This window comes from Bacillus sp. FSL W8-1141 (genome assembly GCF_038593205.1).
Classification (GTDB): domain Bacteria; phylum Bacillota; class Bacilli; order Bacillales; family Bacillaceae; genus Bacillus; species Bacillus altitudinis.
In genome coordinates this window covers 3171341-3194050 of sequence record NZ_CP151973.1, presented here as the reverse complement: position 1 = coordinate 3194050, position 22710 = coordinate 3171341, and the positions used below count along the sequence as shown (strand labels likewise).

Below are 22710 nucleotides of genomic sequence, written 5' to 3'. Positions count from 1 at the left end.
TTTTTTTACCTCTGTTGTAACTATCGTGGTTACATCTTAAGTGATCAAAATAACAATATATTGTAGGAGGAATTTACATGAACATTGGAATCATTGGCGCAACAGGTAAAGCAGGACAACACATTTTAAAAGAAGCTCAATCGAGAGGGCACGAAGTAACGGCAATCGTTCGAGATGCACAAAAAGTGACCAATTCATCAGCAGCTGTTTTAGAAAAGGATGTTTTTCACTTAGAGGCAGGAGACGTCAAAGGTTTTGATGTAATCGTAAACGCATTTGGTGCACCAGCAGGACAAGAGCACCTTCATGTAGAAGCAGGGAAAAAACTCATTCATCTCTTGAAAGAGACACCAGAAACGCGTTTAATCGTTGTGGGAGGTGCTGGAAGTTTATTTGTAGATGAGGCCAAAACAACTAGACTGATGGACACACCGGAGTTTCCAAAGGAATACTTTGCTACTGCTTCACACCAAGGAGAAAACTTAAAAGATCTTCAAAAGACCGAAGGATTAAAATGGACATTTTTAAGTCCAGCAGCCTTCTTTAATCCAGCAGGCAAACGGACAGGTGCTTATGTGAAAGGCAAAGACCATCTTATCGTCAATTCAAAGGGTGACAGCTATGTGAGTTATGCTGACTACGCCGTTGCACTTGTCGATGAGATAGAACAAGCTGCTCATGTTGGAGAACGTTTTACTGTGGTTTCTGAAGCAGAATAAGTAGAATAACATGCGTTTCATTGTCGCTAAAAAACGATGAGTGAGGAGTCTGTCTTATGAATGATCAAGAAAAATCTTTCATCTATGTATGGGATGCGTATTGTGGCTGGTGTTATGGATTTTCCAACAGCATCCGTACTTTACACGAAAATCACCCTGAGATACCACTGACACTTGTATCGGGCGGTTTATTTGTAGGAGAGCGTCGTCTACCGATAAAGAATTATCCACACATTTCAGAAGCAAATGAGCGTATCAGTCAGCTGACAGGTGTCGAATTTGGAGACCGTTACGAAGAGTTGCTAGAAAACGGAACATTCATTTTAGACTCTGAGGCTGCTGCAATTGGATTTTCTGCATTAAGATCCATCGCACCAGAGCGTGCATTGTACTTGGCTTCATCTATGCAAAAGGCCTTTTATCAAGACGGAAAAAGCCTAAGTGATGAAGAAACTTATAGAGATATCGCTATGAAACACCAACTTGACCCTGATGTATTAGTTGAACGAATGAAGGAGACAGAAACGATCAATGATGCGTATGCCGATTTTGCAAAGGTTCAGCAATTGAACGTGAATGGCTATCCTACACTTTTACTAAAAAAAGGGGATGAATACATCAGCCTTGGTGGGGGTGCGATGACGGCTGAAAAGCTTGAAGACCGTCTGAAGGAAATACTAAAAAAATAAATCATTCAAAAACATCCTCCATTCGTATGGAGGATGTTTTTGATGCATGTGTAAATTCTCTCAATGGGAGAAGTGGTTTATGCTTTAATGATAATCGCCTGGCTGCCCATCTGTTTCCAAGAATCCTCAAACTGTTCACGATCTACTTTTTGATTCTTCTCTCCGTAAGGGTTATTTAAGTAGACATGATCTTTGTCATAGCCAGTGATGACGACGCTATGCATATTAAAGCTGATATCTATTTTCCCATTTGGTGTATTCCATGTTTCAATGTTATCTGTTTTGGCAAAGGTCGAAGTGGTAATGACCCAGACAGGATAACCTTTTTCAAGTGATTGGTAAATGGCCTTTTTAACTGGCTTGCCGGTTAAGTCAACGGCTTGATTACCTACATATTTTTTCGCAAGCTGATAAATGGGTTCGTGGTACACACCAAGACCTGGTCCATTCTCCATATCGCCTACAAACCCGTCATGAGGGTCTCCTTTTAAGCCATTCTCATAATTGAGCGGGACACGCTTAATCTCGTTTGCCAATGCGTTTTTCGTTATATGCTCATAGCCGCTGTAATGAAGAAGCATGGCTAAGCTCGTGACTTCGCATCCGTTATAAAGCTTTGGTGCATCCATTTGATTAAAGAGGATGACGTCCATGGCTTTTTTATTTCCTTTTAAACTAGAATGTGTTGTTTCTGTTTTTTTCGTAGAACGTGTTTCTTCTGCTGCTAGTGCGGTATCATTTTCTTTTTCTTTGGCTTCTTGCGGTGACGTTGTTTTCTTGACTTGGTCGAATTGTGAAATGTAAATAAAGCCGAAATAAACAAGACATGCGCACAACAAAGTTAAGATTAATGTCTGGATGAATTTCACTGTAATCTCCTGTGTTATTCAATATTTTTAAGTATTATAGCATGTTCCTAAAGCAAAGAGATCAAAAAGGATTAGGTGTCATTTTAATGTAATATATGAACAAATGATTAAGGAAAAAAAGGGGAAAATAAAAATGATTGATTTAATCACTTTATTTTGTTAGCATATTATCATATTAGCGAACTAAAGGATTCGGAATTTTTTGTTTTAATGTGTTGGAGGTGCGGAAGAACATGTTCATGTTTGAAAAACCATATGGTATGCGAGATTCATTACCAGGATTGTATGAGACGAAGAAAAGAGTTAGGCATTCTTTAACAGAGGTCATGAATGGTTGGGGTTATCGTTTAATGGAAACGCCAACGATTGAATTTTACGATACAGTCGGTGTTCAATCGGCGATTACAGATACGCAGCTGTTTAAGCTTCTTGATCAAAATGGTCAAACCCTTGTGCTTAGACCTGATATGACGGGACCAATTGCGAGAGTGGCGGCTTCAAAGCTTCACGAACAGGCGTATCCGCTTCGAGTCGGTTATGCAGCAAACGTGTTTCGGGCACAGGAAAGAGAAGGCGGAAGACCTTCTGAATTTGAGCAGGTTGGTATTGAATTGATCGGTGATGGTTCGATTAGTGCAGATGCTGAAGTCATAGCGCTTGTCGTGTTTGCATTAAAAAATGCTGGACTTCAATCCTTCAAAATTGCGATCGGGCATGTGGCTTTGGCTGAGACCTTGTTTTTAGATGTACTAGGGAATACAGAGCGGGCGAACGTATTGCGCCGATTTTTATATGAAAAGAATTATGTGGGATACAGGCAGCATGTTAAACAATTGCCGCTCTCATCCATCGATAAAACAAGGCTGCTCCAGCTTTTAGAGCTGCGCGGCGGTCAAGAAGTGACCCAGCAGGCTGAAGAAATTGTGGTGTCACAAGAGGGCAAAGAAGTGCTTGCGGAGTTAAAGGCGCTGTGGGAGACACTTGAAGATTACGGCTGTACAGAATATATCCGTTTGGATTTAAGCATGGTCAGTCATATGAGCTACTATACGGGGATTTTGTTTGAAGTATTTGCAGATCATGTTGGGTCTGTGATCGGAAGTGGAGGAAGGTATGATCAATTGCTTGCTCACTTTGATGCACCCGCACCCGCTACAGGCTTTGGACTTCGATTAGACCGTCTTCTTGAGGCGCTCGACGCAAAAGAAATAAATGAGCCCCAAGAGGCTGTGATTTTTAGTAAAGAACAGCGGCTTGAAGCATTTGATTTTGCAGAAAAAGAGCGGACAAAGGGCAAAAGGATTGTTCTCCAAGACTTAGCAGGTATTGAAAATATCGATGCCATGACCAAGGCATTTGAGCAAGTGACTTATTTTATCGGCGCTAGAAAGGAAGAGCAAAATGGGTAAAGTGTTGACAATGGCAATGCCAAAGGGGCGGATATTTGAAGAAGCAGCAGGGCTATTAAGACAGGCTGGATATCAGCTGCCGGAGGAATTCGAAGATTCAAGAAAATTAATCATTGATGTACCGGAAGAAAATCTCCGCTTTATTTTAGCGAAGCCAATGGATGTGACGACATATGTAGAGCACGGTGTAGCAGATGTGGGCATTGCAGGCAAAGACGTCATGCTTGAAGAAGCACGGGATGTGTACGAAGTGCTCGATTTAAACATTAGCAAATGTCATTTAGCTGTAGCGGGCTTGCCGGGAGCCAGCTGGGGCGGTGTCGCGCCGCGTGTGGCTACAAAGTACCCAAATGTCGCTTCTTCTTATTTTAGAGAACAAGGTGAGCAGGTGGAGATCATTAAGCTAAATGGTTCCATTGAATTAGCACCGCTCATCGGACTTGCCGATCGAATTGTTGACATTGTCTCCACCGGTCAAACACTTAAGGAAAATGGGCTTGTCGAAACGGAACATATTTGTGACATTACGTCACGTTTTATTGTCAATCCTGTGAGCTATCGAATGAAGGATGCGGTAATCGATGAAATGGCGCAGCGTCTGGCAAGAATCATCGAAGGAGAAGGGGAGGAAACATCATGAACATCACCTACATACAAGAAGGTGAGACAGACACTCTCTCACTCAAGCGTTCTCTAGATACAGGAACGGAAGAGCAGCGATTGGCTGTTCAGCGAATAATCGAAGAAGTGAGAAAAAATGGTGACGAAGCGGTACGGTCTTTCACGAAGCAATTTGACGGTGTCTCTATTGAACAGCCACTTGTGACGGAGGATGAAAAGACAAAAGCCTACGAACGTTTGGACCCGGAGATGATCCAAATCATCCAAACGGCGATCCGGAATATTCGAACATACCACGAGCGTCAGCTGACCTCCTCTTGGTTTTATCACCAAAAGGACGGTTCAATGCTAGGTCAGAAAGTAACACCGCTCGATGCGGTCGGTGTATATGTCCCAGGCGGAACGGCCGCCTATCCATCATCTGTTTTAATGAATGTGATCCCGGCACTTGTTGCCGGCGTTGAGCGAATTGTCCTTGTGACACCGCCAGGAAAAGACGGTCGTCTGTCTGACGCTGTACTAGTAGCAGCGAAGGAGCTGGGCATTTCAGAAATGTACAAAATGGGTGGTGCTCAGGCGATAGCTGCTCTTGCATATGGAACGGACAGTATCCAGCCTGTTGATAAAATCACCGGTCCAGGAAACATTTATGTAGCACTTGCCAAACGGGAAGTATTTGGTCAAGTAGACATTGATATGATTGCGGGCCCAAGTGAAATTGCTGTCTTAGCAGATGAAACGGCAGCTGCACATGAGGTGGCAGCTGATTTGCTTTCACAGGCAGAGCATGATGCGTTGGCATCTAGTATTTTGGTGACACCATCCAAGGTACTGGCTGAAAGAGTGCAAGCAGAGGTGCAAGCGCAGCTGGACACTTTGCCAAGAAAATCAATCGCAGCACAATCCATTCAAGACCATGGCCATATTTACGTGACAGAATCCTTGGATCGTGCAGTTGATATCGTGAACCAGTTAGCCCCAGAGCATTTAGAAGTGCTGACGGCGTATCCAGAATCACTACTTGGTCAAATCAAGCATGCTGGAGCGATTTTCTTAGGGCGTTACAGCCCAGAGCCGGTAGGGGATTACTTCGCAGGACCGAACCATGTGCTGCCAACAAACGGGACGGCAAGATTCTCCAGTCCGCTTGGCGTCACGGATTTCCAAAAGAAAACGAGCATCATTTCATATAGCAAAGAAGCTTTTGAAACACATAGCGAAAGCATTGCAGCTTTTGCAAGATTAGAAGGGCTTGAAGCACATGCAAGATCGATTGAAGCGAGAAAGCGGGAGGAATCAAAATGAGACAGGCGGAAACAGCGAGACAGACAAATGAAACGAACATTTCGTTAGCGCTAGAGATTGATGGTGAAGGAAAAGCAGATATTCAGACAGATGTCCCTTTTATGACGCATATGCTCGACTTATTCACAAAGCATGGGCACTTTAACTTATCTGTAGATGCAAAAGGAGATACAGATGTCGATGATCACCACACAACAGAAGATATTGGCATCGTGCTGGGACAGATGTTTAAAGAAGCGCTCGGGGATAAAAAAGGAATTAAGCGCTACGGCTCTAGTTTTGTTCCAATGGATGAAACACTTGCCCAAGTCGTCGTGGATTTAAGCAATCGTCCTCATTTGGAAATGAGAGCTGATTTCCCGAGTCAGAAGGTCGGCACCTTTGATACGGAGCTGGTTCATGAGTTTCTTTGGAAATTTGCCCTTGAAGCACGAATCAATCTTCATGTGATCGTTCACTACGGATCCAATACCCACCATATGATTGAAGCCATTTTTAAAGCGATGGCACGTGCTTTAGATGAAGCAACAACCATTGATCCACGAGTGAAAGGGATTCCATCGACAAAGGGGATGCTCTAATGATTGGCGTCATTGACTATGGAATGGGGAATTTGTTTAGCGTATCAAAAGCACTGGAACGAGCAGGGGCTTCTTATATCGTGTCTTCTGAAGTAGAGGAGCTGAAAAAGGCAGATGCGTACATTTTGCCAGGCGTCGGTTCGTTTCGTGATGCGATGCAGCTGTTAAGACAGACAGGACTTGAGGCGTTTATCCACCAAGTCGTGCAGGAAGGAAAGCTGTTATTTGGCATTTGCCTTGGTATGCAGCTGTTGTTTGAAGAAAGTGAAGAAGCAGGAAAAACAAAAGGGTTAGGCCTTTTAAAAGGACGTGTCGTTCTTTTGAAGGATCGTGATCAGGATGGACAAAGGCTGAAGGTGCCTCATATGGGCTGGAATGAGCTCACATTTCATCAGCCGTCACCATTATTTGACGGTGTGCCGGAAGGATTTGCATACTTTGTTCACTCTTATTATGTGAGCGGCATGAATCCAGAAGATCTATTGGCAAGTGCGCCCTATGGCGTTCAAGTACCTGCCGTTGTTGGGAAGGGGAATGTGTTTGGAACGCAGTTTCACCCTGAAAAAAGCAGTACAACAGGAATGGCACTGCTGAAACAGTTTATTCAATTAGCAAACGAACAGAGGGTGAGCAAATGAGTGATTTTACATTATATCCAGCAATTGATATGAGAAATGGCAAATGTGTACGACTTGTGCAAGGAGACTATGACCAAGAAACCATTTATGGAGATTCACCGTTAGACATGGCGAGACGGTTTGCAAATGAAGGAGCGAAATGGATACATCTTGTTGATTTAGATGGCGCAAAAGCAGGAAAACGCGTGAATCACGAGCATGTGCTGGCGATTGCTTCCTCATTAGATGTGAATGTCCAAATTGGCGGCGGCATTCGGACAGAAGAAGATGTTGCATTCTATCTAAACAATGGCGTATCGAGAGTCATTCTTGGCAGTTCAGCGGTGTCAAACCCGATTTTTGTGAAAAAAATGCTGGCGCAATATGGAGAGAAAATTGCCATTGGCATTGATGCACGAAACGGTTTTGTATCGACTGAAGGGTGGCTTGAAACGTCGGAAGTGAAGGCGGAGGAACTCGGTAAGGAACTGGCAAAGGAAGGCGCAGAGGTCTTTATTTTCACTGATATTCAAATGGATGGCATGCTGTCTGGTCCAAATGTGGAAAGTACGGTTCGATTAGCAGAAGCAACTGGCAAACAAGTCATTGCCTCAGGTGGTGTCAGTGCAGTAGGTGATCTGCAAAAGCTATCAGCACAAAAGCAGACAGGTGTGTCTGGTGCAATCATTGGCAAGGCGCTGTACACAAAGCAATTTACTTTAGCAGAAGCGTTTGAAGGGCTTGACAGCATATGATGACAAAACGAATCATTCCATGTCTTGATGTAAAGGAAGGGCGTGTGGTCAAAGGGATCCAATTTCTAGGGTTGAAGGATGCTGGTGATCCGGTCGAATTAGCGCAGATCTATGACGAGGAAGGTGCGGATGAACTCGTCTTTCTTGATATATCTGCCTCTCATGAAGGCCGAAAAACAATGGTGGATGTGGTGAAACAAGTTGCATCCACTCTCGCTATCCCATTCACGGTGGGCGGCGGGATTAACCACCTTGATGACATGAAGCGTATATTAAGAGCGGGGGCAGACAAGGTGTCTGTGAACACAGCGGCTGTTTTAAGACCGGAGCTAATAACAGAAGGAGCCGACTTTTTTGGTTCACAGTGCATAGTTGTTGCGATTGACGCGAAATACGATGAAGAGAAAAAAGCATACATGGTCTATACGCACGGAGGACGCCGTCAAACGGATTTAGAAGTGAGTGACTGGGCGAAAGAAGCCGTGCGAAGAGGAGCAGGCGAGATCTTGCTGACTAGCATGGATGCCGATGGTGAGAAAACGGGATTTGAGCATCGTTTGACGAGGCTTGTATCAGAAGCAGTCACAGTGCCAGTTATTGCTTCAGGAGGTGCTGGCAATGCGCAGCATATGCTGGAGGCTTTTACAAAAGGTGAAGCTGATGCCGCACTCGCAGCCTCTATTTTCCATTATAAAGAAACCTCTATTCAAGAGGTGAAGACATATTTGAGAGAACACGGGGTGAAGGTAAGATGAAACAGGCAAACGAATTAATCTTTAATGATGCAGGTCTCATTCCTGCCATTGTACAGGATGCTCAAAGCAAGGAAGTTCTTACTTTGGCGTATATGAATCAAGAATCCTATGAAAAAACATTAGAGACAGGGGAAACATGGTTTTTTAGCAGATCGAGAAATGAGCTTTGGCACAAAGGAGCTACATCTGGACACACCCAGCGTGTTACATCTATTCGCTATGACTGTGATCAAGATGCCCTGCTTGTTCTAGTGACACCAAGCGGCCCAGCCTGCCATACAGGCAGCTATAGCTGTTTTTCAGAAGATGGCGTGAAACAGCCAAGGGGAGAACAAGACCGCTTTGTCATTTTAAATGAACTGGAACAGGTCATTGCGAAACGGCAGATGGAAATGCCAGAAGGAGCTTATACGACCTATCTTTTTGAAAAAGGAGTCGACAAAATCCTGAAAAAGGTAGGGGAAGAAGCTTCTGAAGTTATCATTGCGGCGAAGAACCGTGATCAAGAAGAATTGAAATGGGAAACAGCAGATCTCCTGTATCACCTTCTTGTGTTATTACGTGAACAGCAGCTGCCTCTTGATGATGTATTAAAGGTATTGAAAAAGCGCCATCAAGGGGAATGAAAAGCTGGGGGTACCCCCGGCTTTTTGCTTTTAAATGAAAAACAAATCCTTCCTTTCCTTTTGTTCTATGTGACGACTCATGAAGTATGTTATACTACACACGGTACACTGTTCGAAATGGAGGGTATCGGTGAGTAAATACACTTCTCAAAATAATCACACACAAGTCGTCCAGCTATTCCAAGATGGGCATTACTTTTTTCATAAAGGTCTAAAAGCATATAGAGAAAGAAATCTGTCTAGGGCAAGTAAGCTGATACAGCGGGCCATCGTACTTGAGCCTGAAAATGTAGAAATGCTGTCGCAGCTTGCCATTATTTATACTGAAATGGGTCATTACCAACAATCAAATGAACTGCTTGATTTTATCCTTGAACACTTGGATGAGAATATGTCAGAGTGTCACTACTTTAAAGCCAATAATTATGCGAATCTCGGTTTGTTTCAAGAGGCATATAGATGCGCCACTGCTTATGCTGCGCTGGAAGAAGACGGGGAATTTGCAGATGAAAATGACGATCTCCTCGATCTGCTTGATATGAGTGACGATGTTGATGAAGATTTTCCTTATGATCAGGATGATCTGATTGTAAAGCAGGATCAAGCCAACCATTTGCTAGAAAGCGGCAGGCTAGATGAAGCAATCGAGATGCTGGAACAGATGATTGTTGAGTATCCAGAGTTTTGGTCAGCGTATAATAATCTCGCTTTGGCCTATTTTTATTCTGGCCAAATCGATCAGGCAAAAGAAATGTTGAACCGGGTCCTTCATGAAAATCCCGGTAATCTGCATGCCCTTTGTAATCAGCTTGTTTTCTATCATTATGAAAAAGAAGAAGAAAAGGTCAATCTGTTAGCGAAGCAATTAACGCACGTGTATCCAATATTAAGTGAACAGCGTTATAAGCTTGGCGCAACATTTGCCCTTGTTGGAGAATTTGAATGGGCATTTAAATGGCTTTATTCTTTGTATAAAACAGGTTTCCAAGGTGATAGTACGTTTTTATACTGGCTGGCAAGTGCAGCCTATTATACGGGCCACAAAACGCTGGCGCAAACCGTCTGGGATAAGATGGTGGAAGAAGATATTGATGCAGATGAAATCAAGCCGTGGCAAGATAAACCAGAGGAGTCTGAGCCAATGGTTTCAATTGAGGAACGACTCACTGCCTACTATGTTAGCAAACAAAAAGGTGAACGTGACGTCTTGCAATCTGTTCTTGATTCCCGCGCTGCGAAAACGGCCTTTGAACAGCAGTTTATTGAGTTACTTTTATATGAAGATGAAATGGAAGAACGATCGTTTTCAGAAGATGCGGTCTTCGCAAAACAGGCGGCATCTGCTTTGGAAGAAGCGGTGCAGCCTGATAGCCACATGCCATATTTTTGGTTATTCCATATTATTCAGCAAGCACGCGCTTCAGGCGTAGAGAAGAAAAATGCCATTGCATGGGCAGCAGCTTCTTATTATCTATGGATGAATGAACAAGAAGAATCAGCTGTCAGCAAAAAAGAGATCGCAGCTTCTTTTCAGATCAGCGTTCAAACGCTGTCAAAATATGAGAATATTATTTGTGCGTTCATGGTTTGAATAGGTAAATAGATTCAGATAACAGCAGCATGGCCGAAAAGGTCATGCTTTTTTCTTGGATAAAAAGGTGGGATTTGCTAGGATTTGGCGAAGTATGACAATCTCGACATCTATTTGAAACATAAATGTAATAAAAATATTAGCTCATTTTGTCGATGTGTCATGTATAATGAAACTCGTGGATTAAAACAAAGACATATATTTAAATATTTTACTATACATAATGCAACACCTAGTGATAGAAACAATCTGGTCAACATCTGACTGAATCATCAGGAAGAAAGACACAGGAAGCACAGATTGGTCGCAGAGAATTTGCTGCTTTCTCATGTCGCTTGGGAAATTGTCAAAGGAGGAACTATACGTGAAAAAGTTTATTACTTTCGGTTTAGCTTCGGTGATTGGAGCGAGCGGTTTATTTATTCCATTTACTCATGAAGCAAATGCACAGAACTTTGAACAAAAGAAACAAGAACTAGACAGCAAGCAGTCAGAGGTAAACAAGAATCTTCAAAAGAAAAAAGAAGAGCTTTCAAAGCTTGAGGCAAAACAAGAGGCACTTGCGCTAAAGCTAAAAGAAATTGACGAAAAAGCTTTAAAAACAAGTGATCAAATCGAAGAAAAACAAAAAGAAAACGAAAAAACAAAAAAAGAAATCAAAGCACTGAAAAAAGAAATTGCTGATACAGAAAAACGTATCGAAGAAAGAAACGAATTCTTGAAAAAGCGTGTACGTGCGCTTCAAGAAAGCGGTGGTTCTACGAAATACATAGATGTATTACTAGGAGCAAAAAGCTTTAGCGATTTCATCAGCCGTGCAGGTGCTGTATCTACATTAATCAACGCAGACAGCGAAATCATTAAAGAACAAGAAAGAGACAAAGCGGAATTACAAAAGTCTGAAAACGAATTAAACACAAAGCTTGAAGATGTTCAAAAGACGCTTGCAAAGCTTGAAACACTTCAAACAGACTTAAATAAACAGCTTGATGAGAAAGACAAGCTATTCAAGCAAGTGAAAAAGCAAAAAGGAAGTGCCTCTTCTCAAATCAGCGAGTTAAACACTGAGGCAAACAGCATTGCATCTGAAAAAGACGCAACAATCGCTGCTCAAAAACAAGCTGAAAAAGAAGCAAGAGAAGCTGCTCAAAAAGCAAAAGAAGAAAAAGCACAAAGACAACAGCAGCGTCAAGCTAGTGTTCAAGCTGAAGACAACAGCTCTAATAACGACAGCGGTTCTTCTTCAAATAACAGTGGATCTTCAAATAACAATAGCAGCAGTTCACCAAGCAAAAAGCCATCTTCTGGCGGTGGATCACCTGTCAGCAATAACGTAGGCGGAATCGAAGGTGCAATCAGCACAGGTTCTACGATTGTAGGACAATCTCCATATAAATGGGGCGGCGGCAGATCACAAGCCGATATTGACGCACGTCGTTTTGACTGTTCTTCATTCGTTCGCTGGGCATTTGCATCAGCAGGCATCAACCTTGGACCAGTTGGCGGTACAACAACAGATACGCTTGTAGGTAAAGGAAGAGCTGTAAGTGCATCTGACATGAAACGCGGAGACCTTGTGTTCTTTGATACGTATAAAGTAAATGGACACGTTGGTATTTACTTAGGAAACGGTACATTCTTGAACGATAATAGCTCTCGCGGTGTTTCAGTTGACTCTATGAGCAACGTTTACTGGAAAAAAGCATTCAATGGCGTTGTAAGAAGAGTCGTTGAATAAATCATTACTTACTATATAACCGTAAACAGGCTTCCTTAAACAGCAGTTTAAGGAAGCTTTTTCTTTTTTTGAAGATATGAGCAAATGATTCGCTTATTACCCGCAGATTTAATAGGATATGGGTAAGGAATAAAAGCTAAGAGTGGAAATGATGCTCTCTGTCATGAATGGAAGCATCACCCAAGGGCATTCTAATAAGAAATGCTAGCAGCAATTGAAGAGGGAGTGACAGTTGTGTCAGAAGAAAAAATCTACGATACGATCATCATTGGAGCGGGTCCTGCCGGAATGACAGCCGCTGTTTATACATCACGGGGAAATCTTTCAACACTGATGATTGAAAGAGGAATTCCAGGCGGCCAAATGGCGAATACGGAAGATGTCGAGAACTATCCGGGCTTTGAAAGCATCTTAGGGCCGGAACTTTCAAATAAAATGTTTGAGCATGCAAAGAAATTCGGTGCCGAGTATGCGTATGGCGATATTAAAGAAATTGTAGATGGTGAAGAGTACAAAATCGTCAAAGCTGGTTCCAAAGAATACAAAGGACGCTCTGTCATTATTGCGGCAGGTGCTGAATACAAAAAAATCGGTGCACCAGGCGAAAAAGAACTTGGCGGCCGCGGCGTATCATACTGCGCGGTATGTGATGGAGCCTTCTTTAAAAACAAAGAGCTTGTCGTGATTGGCGGAGGAGACTCAGCAGTAGAAGAGGGTGTTTACCTCACTCGCTTTGCATCTAAAGTCACTATTGTCCATAGACGCGACAAACTGCGTGCCCAAAGCATCTTACAAGCACGTGCATTTGATAATGAAAAAATCGACTTTATGTGGAACAAAACCGTCAAAGAAATCAATGAAGAGAACGGGAAAGTCGGCAGTGTGACATTAATTGATACCGTGACAGGTGAGGAAGAAGACTTCAAAACAGATGGCGTCTTTATCTACATCGGTATGCTGCCGCTGTCTAAACCATTTGAAAATCTAGGGATTACAAATGCAGAGGGTTACATTGAGACGAACGAAAGAATGGAAACAAAAGTTGAAGGAATCTTCGCAGCTGGAGACATTCGTGAGAAAACACTTCGTCAAATCGTCACAGCAACAGGTGATGGAAGTATTGCAGCACAGAGTGCACAGCATTATGTAGAAGAGCTTGCTGAAAAGCTAAAAGCAATGAAATAAACAGCTGTCGTAAATCCTTAATATTGCGTCACGGGCTTTTAACTGGAATGTAACACGGGTGAAACAATTATCCGTTATGATGAAACTAGTAATTGACCCCCTTTTATAAGGAATACATGTTTGGCACGGATGTGAATCCGTGTCCTTTTTTTTGCTTAAAATCAGAAATTCACGAGATGTTCACAAATGACGCATGGAGAACCGTTAGATGTTGTAAAATAAAGAATAGAGAAAGTGCCCGTCACCATATTCATACGAAAACCTGTCTGTTTTCAGTGAAGAACGGGCATGTTCATTGTGGGAGCCATGATGAACCTGTATAATAAGAAAAAGACATAAAAGAGTAGGTGACAGCTGATGCAACGAGTAACCAATTGTGTGCTGCATCACGATGATCAAGTTCTCTTGCTGCAAAAGCCAAGACGAGGCTGGTGGGTAGCACCTGGCGGCAAAATGGAGAGCGGAGAATCGGTCAAGGATTCAGTCGTTCGAGAATTTAGAGAAGAAACAGGCATTTATATTTTAAATCCGCAGCTAAAAGGCGTGTTTACCTTTATCATAAAAGAAGGCGATCAAATCGTTCAAGAGTGGATGATGTTCACCTTTATGGCAGATTCCTTTACAGGAAAAAACGTATCAGAGTCGGAGGAAGGCATTTTAAAATGGCATGATGTAAAAGATGTGCCTAGCTTGCCGATGGCTCCAGGAGATTCCCATATTCTTGACTTCATGTTGAAAGGGAAAGGACTTCTCCACGGCACTTTTACGTATACACCAGATTTTGAGCTGATTGCTTATCGATTAGATCCTCAAGGAGACTAATAAATGAACCGTTTTCATAAAGAAGGAGAGGGAGCAGGCATGAATACGCACAAACAAGATGATATTCAGCTTGTGATTATTACAGGAATGTCAGGTGCGGGGAAAACCGTTGCCATCCAAAGCTTTGAAGACTTAGGTTACTTTTGTGTGGATAACTTACCGCCATCACTTTTACCGAAGTTTCTAGAGCTCATGAAGGAATCCAATTCAAAGATGAGCAAGGTGGCCCTTGTGATGGATTTGCGCGGACGCGAATTCTTTGATAGCTTAATTGCTGCCTTAGATGAGATGAGTGATATCGGCTGGATCACACCAAGGATTCTATTTTTAGATGCAAACGATAAGGTGCTTGTCTCAAGATATAAAGAAACGAGACGATCTCATCCCCTTGCGACAACAGGTTTGCCGCTCGAAGGAATTGAGATGGAACGCGATCTGTTAGAAGAGTTAAAAGGCCGGGCTCAAATGATTTTTGATACATCGGATTTAAAACCCAAACAGCTTCGAGAAAAAATTGTCGCACACTTTGCCACGAGCCAAGGGCAGGTGTTTACAGTGAATGTGATGTCATTCGGTTTTAAATACGGTCTGCCGATTGATGCTGATCTTGTATTTGATGTGAGATTCCTGCCGAATCCTTACTATATTGAGAGCATGCGTCCACAGACTGGAAACGATGAAGAAGTACGCTCCTATGTAATGAAATGGAGCGAGACACAAAAATTCACAGAGAAATTAATTGACCTTCTCAGTTTTATGCTTCCGTCCTATAAACGAGAAGGGAAAAGTCAGCTGGTGATCGCTATTGGCTGTACAGGCGGACAGCATCGATCAGTGACGCTAGCGAACTACTTATCGGAGTATTTTAAAAATGACTACTATACACATGTCACTCACCGGGACATTGAAAAGAGAAGCAGAAAATAGATGACGACACTACCAAAGGTTGTCATTCTTGGCGGAGGCACTGGCTTATCTGTTTTACTTAGAGGATTAAAGACAAAGCCAGTGGACATTACCGCCATTGTGACGGTAGCTGATGATGGAGGCAGCTCAGGCAGACTGCGACATGATTTGAATATTCCGCCTCCAGGCGATATTCGAAATGTACTTGCGGCACTCTCTGATGTCGAACCGCTTGTAGAAGATTTATTTCAGCACCGTTTTAATAAAGGGAATGACTTAACAGGCCACTCTCTCGGCAATCTCATTCTTGCGGCTATGACGAATATAACCGGTGATTTTTTTCATGCCGTCACAGAAATGAGCAAGGTCTTAAATGTGAGAGGAAAAGTATTGCCAGCAGCGAATTCAAGTGTTGTTCTTCATGCGGAATTAGAAAACGGGCAAGTGGTAACAGGAGAATCAAAAATCCCAACCTATGGTGAGCGAATTAAACGAGTGTTCCTCACACCCGATACGATTGAGCCGCTCCCAGAATCGATTCAAGTCATTCGTGAAGCCGACTTGATCGTCCTTGGACCTGGCAGCTTGTATACAAGTATCTTGCCAAACTTGCTTGTACCGCATATTGGCGAAGAAGTGATTCGTTCTAAGGCGAAAAAAGTGTATATTTGCAATGTCATGACACAGCCGGGGGAAACGCTTTCCTACAGTGCAGCTGATCATGTGCAGGCATTAAACGATCATATGGACCGACCATTTATCGATACGATATTTGTGAACAATAAAGAAATTCCAGAAGAAATCAAAGCAAAATATGCAGAAGAACAGGCGCAGCCTGTACAATTCGACACAGATGTACTCAAAGCCATGGGACTAGAAGTCATCCCTGGGGAAATTATTACATATGACCAGCATGTGATTCGTCATGATACGTTGAAAGTAGCTGCGCTGCTTGTCGATTTGCTGCATCAGAAAAAATAGGAATGGGGGTGGCAAGGATGTCATTTGCATCCGAAACAAAAAAAGAGCTGACTAATCTGGAAGTGAAGGACTGCTGCACAAAAGCAGAGCTTTCTGCCCTCATCCGTATGAACGGTTCATTATCTTTTTCTAATCGAAAATTGATTTTAGATATACAGACAGAGAACGCAGCCATTGCAAGACGTATTTATACCCTTTTGAAAAAGAAATACGATGTGACTGTCGAGCTGCTCGTTCGTAAAAAAATGAGATTAAAAAAGAATAATGTGTATATTGTCAGACTGGTAGAACGAGCGAAAACCATTTTAGAGGACCTAAAGATATTAGGTGAACAATTTGTATTTGAACGCAACATTTCAGAAGAACTTGTGAAGAAAAGATGCTGCAAGCGTTCCTATATGAGAGGTGCTTTTTTAGCAGGAGGTTCTGTGAATAATCCAGAAACCTCTTCGTATCACCTTGAGATTTTTTCACTATACAAAGAACATAATGATGCCCTATGTGAGCTCATGAATCAATTCCATCTTAACAGTAAAACACTTGAACGCAAAAAAGGCTTTATCACATACATGAAGGAAGCGGAGAAAATTACGGAATTCTTAAGTGTTGTGGGTGCTCATAACTCATTGCTTCGTTTTGAAGACGTGCGCATCGTCCGAGATATGAGGAATTCAGTGAACCGGCTCGTCAATTGTGAAACAGCAAACTTGAATAAAACGATCGGTGCCTCACTGCGCCAGGTTGAAAATATTCAATTCATTGACGAAAAGATTGGACTAGACGCCCTGCCAGATAAGCTGCGTGAAATTGCGCAACTGCGTATTGACTACCAAGAAGTCACATTAAAGGAACTTGGCGAAATGGTGGAAAGCGGCAAGATCAGCAAATCAGGCATTAATCACCGTTTAAGAAAGCTAGATCAAATTGCAGAACAATTAAGAAACGGACAAGCTGTTACACTCAAATAGGGAAATAAAAAAGGGAGGCAGATCATATGGTGGAAAAAACGGTCACAATTCAGCTGAAAACGGGTTTGCAGGCACGTCCGGCTGCTTTGTTCGTTCAAGAAGCCAATCGTTTTGGTGCTGATATTTTTCTAGAGAAAGATGGGAAAAAGGTCAATGCGAAGAGTATTATGGGACTGATGAGTCTTGCGATCAGCTCTGGGGTCACCGTCAAACTAATAGCTGATGGAGCAGATGAACAAGAAGCCATCGATGCGTTAACGGATTTTATCAATCAAGAAAACTGAGTCTCTTTCAAGGGCTCAGTTTTTTTAGGAGGGAAAGTTGTGATTCAATCAGCCTTTTTACAGAAAATTGGATATGAAGCCGCGTCCATTACGTTTGATCAATTACCGGATTTACTAAGGAAGATGGCTTATACCTTTCCTTTTGAAAATAGATCTGTGGTGGGTAAACACGCCTATGCTTTGGATCAAGAAGGTTTGAAGCATCATCTTCTGGAAGGCAGCAGAGGCGGGCTTTGCTATGACCTCAATCCGCTCTTATATTATGTCTTAAAAGAGGCAGGTCTCGCCGTAAAGCTCGTTCAAGGGACCGTATATAACAAAGAAGCAGAGAAGTGGGCACTGGATGGGACGCATGTAGCCATCGTCCTTCAACATCACCATGAGCGCTACCTCATTGATGCAGGATTTGGTGTGAATTTACCCCTTCAGCCCGTCCCTTTTACAGGTGAATGGGTGGAAGCACCGTCCCTTCGTTTTCGCGTGAACGCAGAGGAAACAGAAAAAGGAACCCATCTACTCCAATTGGATAGGGGAGCAGGTGCTGAAACAGGTTATGCTTTCACATTAAAAGAAGTCGGTGAAGATACACTTGTGCAATTGCGGCATGAGATTTATGAAAATGAAGCCTCTCCTTTTAACAAAAGGCTGCTTGCATCCAAACTGACACCAACAGGTCGTGTGATCGTGACAGAGGATCATGTCACGATACATGAACAGGAAGAAGTATCGAAGAAATCACTCTCACAACCGTTTGAGGAGTACGTACAAAAACTGCTTCCGTAAACAATATGAAAAAAGACAGCCCTTTTGACTTAGGGCTGTCTTTTTCATTGATTAACGAATCCTCGTAAATGTCGCATAGTGATCGGTTGTTTTATAAATGAGCCAGTCACTTGAGTATACTAGGCGGTCAGCATTACGGAAACCGGAGACGTAGTTGATGTCGGCTTCACGCCATGTACGGCCACTAGCGGATGGAAGGCGTCCCTCCCGATTAGAGAATACGTCTCCACCGATGCTTTTGCCCGGCGCGACTTCAGCTAAATTTCCTTTTGATGCCACCCATCCGAGGGCGCTCGCTTGTGATTTGGTGATGTAATTATCAGGTAGTCGTTTATAGCGGATTAAGTAATCTGCTACACCGTCAAAGGTATTAATGACGGCAAGGGTACGAAGGTCTGGTGCAAGCTGTACGGAAGCAGTCTCATTTGTGGCTGTTGGTGTAAGTGGTGTTTCTGCATGGACTTGCTGCGGGATAAATCCAGAAAACAGAATGGCAGCAATCAGAGCGAACAGAGTAAAAATCGAACTTATTTTTTTCATCTTGATCCTCCTCAAAAGGAAATGGGATGCCGTCCTCTTGATGCTTGTCTACCTCATATTATAGCACCGGCATATGAAGAGAATGTAAAGAATCAGGAGATTGGAAAAAATGAGGCTTTTTGACCTACTGTTTCTAGATGACGTAAACAAAAAGACGCAGTTTCCTGCGCCTTTTTTCAATTAAGATGAGGCAAGCTCCTTCACAATATCAACAGGGGCTTTGCCATCAATTCCATGAAGCACATTATGAATGGCTCGTTTCAGCATAAGGTCTCTTGTCGTTTCAGTAGCGGAACCGATATGCGGGGCAAGCGTGACATTGTCCATCTCTTTGAAAGGATGATCTTCCTGAAGCGGTTCTTGCTCATACACATCCAGACCAGCTCCTTTAATCCACCCTTCCTGCAGTGCTTGAATGAGGCTTTTCTCATCGACGGTTTTTCCGCGGGAGATGTTCACGAATAAAGCTGTCGGCTTCATTAATTTCAATTCCCGCTCTCCTATCATATGGTACGTCTCATCCGTCAGTGGTGTGATTAACACAATGATATCAGCTTGCTTCAGCAAGTCATCCAGTGCGCAATATACAGCGCCATATGCCGATTCGGCTTTCTCGTTCCGGCTCCGGTTGTGATAGAGGACGTTCATATCAAAACCATGAGCGGCTCGTTTGGCTACTTGCTCACCGATTCGTCCCATCCCAATGATCCCAAGCGTTTGATGATGGACATCAATGCCGAATATGTCTTCTTCTTGAACAAATTTTGTCCATTTTCCCTCGCGGATAAAACGATCAAGCTCGGCAATTCTCCTCGCAGAAGAGAGAATGAGAGAAAAGGCAAGATCAGCAACGGTATGATCGAGTGTATAAGGCGTGTGCGTACCAATCACGCCTCTTTGTCTCATGGCTTCTAGATCAAAATTGTCATAGCCGACTGAATTATTGCTTACCACTTGGAGTTGAGGTGCATGATCTAATAAATCTTGATCAATTTTCGTACCTGATGTTAAAAGGCCATCAGCCTTCTGCAGCTTCTCAAATAATAGATCTCTTGGGATCGGGTCCTTTGACTGCCATACCTCGTATGTACAATGTTCCTTTAGCATGTCTTCAAAAGCGGCAGGTAAGGGTTTGGCGACAAAAATATGTGGTTTCATCATCAACTCGCTCCTTTCACATGGTCATCTTTCTCTTTTTATTATAAAGCAACCATTTTGGCAGTACACGTTTGAATATGAGCTACTCAATATTTAATATACTGAAATAACGGAAAAGGAGAGATTTTTATAGTGAAAGAGTAAATGACATGGCCATCTGATGTCTTTTTACGATGTAGAAAAACGAGTGATTAGTAGATGAGTCATAGAAAAACGCTAGATGTTTCGAGAGATAATCTGACAAATTGGAAAAAAGATCGAGACTTTTTGATAGAAAATTTATTATATTTGCAGTGTATTAAACGGGATGGTCATTTTCTACTAAACCATTTCATCGTCTTTTGGTGAAATGAAAGCCATCGTTTGTAAGCAAAAGCCGCCTCTGCCCTGTGCTGAAGCGGAACAAAGAGCAAAATAGAGAAAATGATTACATATTCTCTCATCGTTTTCTCATTTTTTTCTTTTTTTTCTATCATTTTTCTTCTCTATGCTTGAGAACACACAAGGGAAAAGGAGGCCAGGTAAGGCGTTACAATCACTTAAAAAAGATAGGAGATGACAGGATGGATTCAACATTAGAACAGATTCTTCAGCACAATGCAGATTTTGTGAAAGAGAGACAGTATGAGCCTTTCAAGGCGGGAAAATTTCCTGAGAAGAAATTGGTTATATTAACTTGTATGGACACACGCCTGTTGGAATTATTACCCCAATCCATGGGGCTTCGTAACGGTGATGCGAAGATCATTAAAAATGCAGGAGCCATCGTCACACATCCATTTGGCAGTGTCATGCGGAGTATTTTACTAGCCATTTATGAGCTGAAAGCAGAGGAAGTATGCATTGTCGGACATCATGAATGCGGAATGGCAGGCCTTGCGGCAGACCCTTTACTTGAAAAGGCAAAAGCAAGGGGAATTGAGGAAAAGTGTTTGAGCATTGTGAAAAGCGCAGGTGTCGATTTAAAGGGCTGGCTGACAGGCTTTGATTCAGTGGAAGAGAGCGTATCCCAAAGTGTGAAATTAGTCAAAGAGCACCCGCTCATGCCAAGTGATGTAGCTGTTCATGGACTAGTGATTCATCCGGCAACAGGAAAGCTGGATGTCGTTATAAAAGATAAACAGATCGACCCGCAATATACCTAAATCATCTACACATACTTGAAGGAGGCCAACACATACCATGCGTTTTTATGGAAGATTTGAAGGTTATGATTCATCAAAGTTTAGACGCGATTTAATCGCTGGGCTTGTCGTGGGCGTTGTGGCAATTCCTTTAGGCATGGCTTTTGCCATTGCATCTGGTGTCGGACCAGAATACGGATTATACACAGTCATCGTTGCCGGCATTTTGATTTCATTGTTTGGTGGTTCAAAGTATCAGATCGGCGGACCGACCGGGGCATTTGTTCCAATTTTATTCGGGATCGTCAGCCAGTACGGTATCGAAAACTTACTCATTGCTGGTTTTATGGCAGGCTGTATGCTTGTATTATTCGGAATATTCAAACTAGGAAAGCTCATGAAATTTATTCCTCGTCCGGTTATCATCGGCTTTACTGCTGGCATTGCTGTCATTATTTTTTCAGGACAGATTGCCAACTTCCTCGGATTAAAGGGTGTTGAAAAGCATGAAAGCTTTTTCCTCAATATGAGAGAGATCGTGGTCCATCTTGGTACCGCAAACAGTCTCGCCATTCTCACAGCGATTGTTGGGCTCATCGTGATTTTGGCGGCACAAAAATACATTCCCAAAATACCTGGTGCTCTATTAGGTCTACTCGTTTCAACATTTATAGCTGTTCTCTTTTTTCAAGGACAAGTTGAAACCATCGGCTCTGCATATGGCGAAATCCCTCGTCAACTGCCAACTTTCGCTTTTCCTGAATTAACGATTGAAAAAATGATTTATTTGCTGCCGCCGGCTATTGTCATTGCGCTTTTGGGCGGCGTGGAGTCCATCTTGTCAGCTATGGTTGCTGATAATATGAAAGGCTCAAAGCATGACAGCAACAAGGAGCTTGTCGGGCAAGGAATTGCCAATATGGCGGCACCGCTTTTCGGAGGGATCCCAGCGACTGGAGCGATTGCTCGTACGGCAACAAACATTAAAAATGGTGGAGCGAGCCCCATTTCAGGAGTCGTGCATGGTGTCGTCGTCTTGCTCATCTTAATGTTATTTGCACCATATGCATCGATGATTCCGCTTGCTGCCATGGCACCGATTTTGATGTTTGTGGCGTGGAATATGAGTGAGAAAAAAGAGTTTATCAATATTGTCAAAGTCAAAAATGCGGATTCCCTTGTGCTTGTCGTGACCTTCCTGCTAACGGTCATCGGTGATTTGATTATTGGGGTGACTGCAGGTCTCATTTTAGCGTTTATCGCCTTTATCAAAAAAATGAGCCAGACAACGAATATCCACACAAATGTCGCTGTTCCTCAAATCGAAACGGCGGCTGCCTTAGAAAGGGAGACCGATCAGAAAGGGATTAGTATGTATTCGATTGAAGGGCCACTCTTTTTCGGTACAACCGATTCATTGGAAAATTCGATTTTGGATCATGTTCAGACAAAGCCGAAAACACTCATTTTGCTTATGAACAAAGTGAATTATATGGACACCTCAGCAGAAGCGGTTCTGATGAACATTTCCAATCGATTAAAGCATCACAATGGAAAATTGATGATTGTAGGGCTTCAATCACAGCCAAAAGAGCTTTTGCATCGTACCGGTTTTTTCCATCACATTGGAAAGCAGCATTTCTTTGAACGAACGGATGATATTTCACCACAGCAGCTATAAAAG

23 protein-coding genes and 1 pseudogene are annotated in these 22710 nt (G+C 42.7%); 21 read left to right on the top strand and 3 right to left on the bottom strand.

The genetic code is table 11. The features are described from left to right. Window positions 1-77 precede the first annotated feature (77 nt). Together NSQ52_RS16505 and NSQ52_RS16500 are read left to right on the top strand one after the other, a co-directional pair. The gene (locus tag NSQ52_RS16505) at window positions 78-719 is read left to right on the top strand and encodes an NAD(P)-dependent oxidoreductase (RefSeq protein ID WP_035389623.1); all 642 of its coding nucleotides are present in this window, start codon (window positions 78-80) and stop codon (window positions 717-719) included. 56 nt (window positions 720-775) lie between these two features. Continuing rightward, entirely contained in the window at window positions 776-1408 is a 633-nt protein-coding gene (locus NSQ52_RS16500; protein WP_326242374.1) for a DsbA family protein, read from the top strand. Between the two features lie 77 nt (window positions 1409-1485). Here the strand turns inward: NSQ52_RS16500 and NSQ52_RS16495 are convergent, their stop codons facing one another. After that, entirely contained in the window at window positions 1486-2277 is a 792-nt protein-coding gene (locus NSQ52_RS16495) for a C39 family peptidase (protein WP_024719888.1), read from the bottom strand. Between the two features lie 233 nt (window positions 2278-2510). Here NSQ52_RS16495 and NSQ52_RS16490 point away from each other — a divergent pair, with 233 nt between their 5' ends. The 17 genes from NSQ52_RS16490 (at window position 2511) to NSQ52_RS16410 (ending at window position 18204) form a co-directional block, all read left to right on the top strand. Next, window positions 2511-3686, top strand: coding sequence for an ATP phosphoribosyltransferase regulatory subunit (locus NSQ52_RS16490; protein WP_342473602.1), 1176 nt, complete (start codon window positions 2511-2513; stop codon window positions 3684-3686). Next, window positions 3679-4326: an ATP phosphoribosyltransferase gene (hisG, locus tag NSQ52_RS16485; RefSeq protein ID WP_007500071.1), complete on the top strand. Its 648-nt coding sequence runs from the start codon at window positions 3679-3681 to the stop codon at window positions 4324-4326. Before NSQ52_RS16490 ends, hisG begins: the two co-directional genes overlap by 8 nt. Next, window positions 4323-5612, top strand: coding sequence for a histidinol dehydrogenase (gene hisD / locus NSQ52_RS16480; protein ID WP_342473601.1), 1290 nt, complete (start codon window positions 4323-4325; stop codon window positions 5610-5612). Before hisG ends, hisD begins: the two co-directional genes overlap by 4 nt. Next, window positions 5609-6193: an imidazoleglycerol-phosphate dehydratase HisB gene (gene hisB / locus NSQ52_RS16475; RefSeq protein WP_135009650.1), complete on the top strand. Its 585-nt coding sequence runs from the start codon at window positions 5609-5611 to the stop codon at window positions 6191-6193. Before hisD ends, hisB begins: the two co-directional genes overlap by 4 nt. After that, window positions 6193-6831, top strand: coding sequence for an imidazole glycerol phosphate synthase subunit HisH (gene hisH / locus NSQ52_RS16470; RefSeq protein WP_100324745.1), 639 nt, complete (start codon window positions 6193-6195; stop codon window positions 6829-6831). Before hisB ends, hisH begins: the two co-directional genes overlap by 1 nt. Further along, complete coding sequence (gene hisA, locus NSQ52_RS16465; protein WP_039169085.1) at window positions 6828-7565, top strand: 1-(5-phosphoribosyl)-5-[(5-phosphoribosylamino)methylideneamino]imidazole-4-carboxamide isomerase; 738 nt, start codon at window positions 6828-6830, stop codon at window positions 7563-7565. The genes hisH and hisA overlap by 4 nt, the downstream gene beginning before the upstream one ends. Beyond that, a complete protein-coding gene (gene hisF / locus NSQ52_RS16460) occupies window positions 7562-8320 on the top strand; it encodes an imidazole glycerol phosphate synthase subunit HisF (RefSeq protein WP_282916971.1) in 759 nt (252 codons plus the stop codon). The genes hisA and hisF overlap by 4 nt, the downstream gene beginning before the upstream one ends. Beyond that, a complete protein-coding gene (gene hisIE, locus NSQ52_RS16455) occupies window positions 8317-8946 on the top strand; it encodes a bifunctional phosphoribosyl-AMP cyclohydrolase/phosphoribosyl-ATP diphosphatase HisIE (protein WP_342473598.1) in 630 nt (209 codons plus the stop codon). The genes hisF and hisIE overlap by 4 nt, the downstream gene beginning before the upstream one ends. A gap of 130 nt (window positions 8947-9076) precedes the next feature. Then, on the top strand, window positions 9077-10537 hold the full coding sequence (locus NSQ52_RS16450; protein WP_058336955.1) for a tetratricopeptide repeat protein: 1461 nt from the start codon (window positions 9077-9079) through the stop codon (window positions 10535-10537). Window positions 10538-10901: 364 nt separating this feature from the next. Then, a complete protein-coding gene (locus NSQ52_RS16445) occupies window positions 10902-12275 on the top strand; it encodes a C40 family peptidase (RefSeq protein ID WP_024719881.1) in 1374 nt (457 codons plus the stop codon). Between the two features lie 234 nt (window positions 12276-12509). Then, complete coding sequence (gene trxB, locus NSQ52_RS16440; RefSeq protein ID WP_024719880.1) at window positions 12510-13460, top strand: thioredoxin-disulfide reductase; 951 nt, start codon at window positions 12510-12512, stop codon at window positions 13458-13460. Between the two features lie 357 nt (window positions 13461-13817). Beyond that, a complete protein-coding gene (locus tag NSQ52_RS16435; RefSeq protein WP_058336954.1) occupies window positions 13818-14282 on the top strand; it encodes an 8-oxo-dGTP diphosphatase in 465 nt (154 codons plus the stop codon). Between the two features lie 39 nt (window positions 14283-14321). After that, complete coding sequence (rapZ, locus tag NSQ52_RS16430; protein ID WP_024719879.1) at window positions 14322-15209, top strand: RNase adapter RapZ; 888 nt, start codon at window positions 14322-14324, stop codon at window positions 15207-15209. Then, window positions 15210-16169, top strand: a complete 960-nt coding sequence (locus tag NSQ52_RS16425) for a YvcK family protein (protein WP_008348128.1) — start codon at window positions 15210-15212, stop codon at window positions 16167-16169. A 17-nt stretch (window positions 16170-16186) separates the two neighbouring features. Continuing rightward, window positions 16187-17137, top strand: coding sequence for a DNA-binding protein WhiA (whiA, locus tag NSQ52_RS16420; protein ID WP_008348125.1), 951 nt, complete (start codon window positions 16187-16189; stop codon window positions 17135-17137). Window positions 17138-17163: 26 nt separating this feature from the next. Beyond that, on the top strand, window positions 17164-17421 hold the full coding sequence (locus NSQ52_RS16415; RefSeq protein ID WP_008348124.1) for an HPr family phosphocarrier protein: 258 nt from the start codon (window positions 17164-17166) through the stop codon (window positions 17419-17421). Between the two features lie 39 nt (window positions 17422-17460). Then, on the top strand, window positions 17461-18204 hold the full coding sequence (locus NSQ52_RS16410; protein WP_160757982.1) for an arylamine N-acetyltransferase: 744 nt from the start codon (window positions 17461-17463) through the stop codon (window positions 18202-18204). 51 nt (window positions 18205-18255) lie between these two features. Here NSQ52_RS16410 and NSQ52_RS16405 read toward each other — a convergent pair. Both NSQ52_RS16405 and NSQ52_RS16400 read right to left on the bottom strand, forming a co-directional pair. After that, window positions 18256-18582: pseudogene (locus NSQ52_RS16405) on the bottom strand (ribonuclease); the annotation flags it as partial. A 342-nt stretch (window positions 18583-18924) separates the two neighbouring features. Beyond that, window positions 18925-19902: a D-glycerate dehydrogenase gene (locus tag NSQ52_RS16400; RefSeq protein WP_326242364.1), complete on the bottom strand. Its 978-nt coding sequence runs from the start codon at window positions 19900-19902 to the stop codon at window positions 18925-18927. 563 nt (window positions 19903-20465) lie between these two features. On the opposite strand from NSQ52_RS16400, the gene NSQ52_RS16395 reads away from it, so the two are divergent. Together NSQ52_RS16395 and NSQ52_RS16390 are read left to right on the top strand one after the other, a co-directional pair. After that, the gene (locus NSQ52_RS16395) at window positions 20466-21047 is read left to right on the top strand and encodes a carbonic anhydrase (protein WP_024719876.1); all 582 of its coding nucleotides are present in this window, start codon (window positions 20466-20468) and stop codon (window positions 21045-21047) included. Window positions 21048-21084: 37 nt separating this feature from the next. Then, entirely contained in the window at window positions 21085-22707 is a 1623-nt protein-coding gene (locus NSQ52_RS16390; RefSeq protein WP_326242362.1) for a SulP family inorganic anion transporter, read from the top strand. Window positions 22708-22710: the final 3 nt, after the last annotated feature.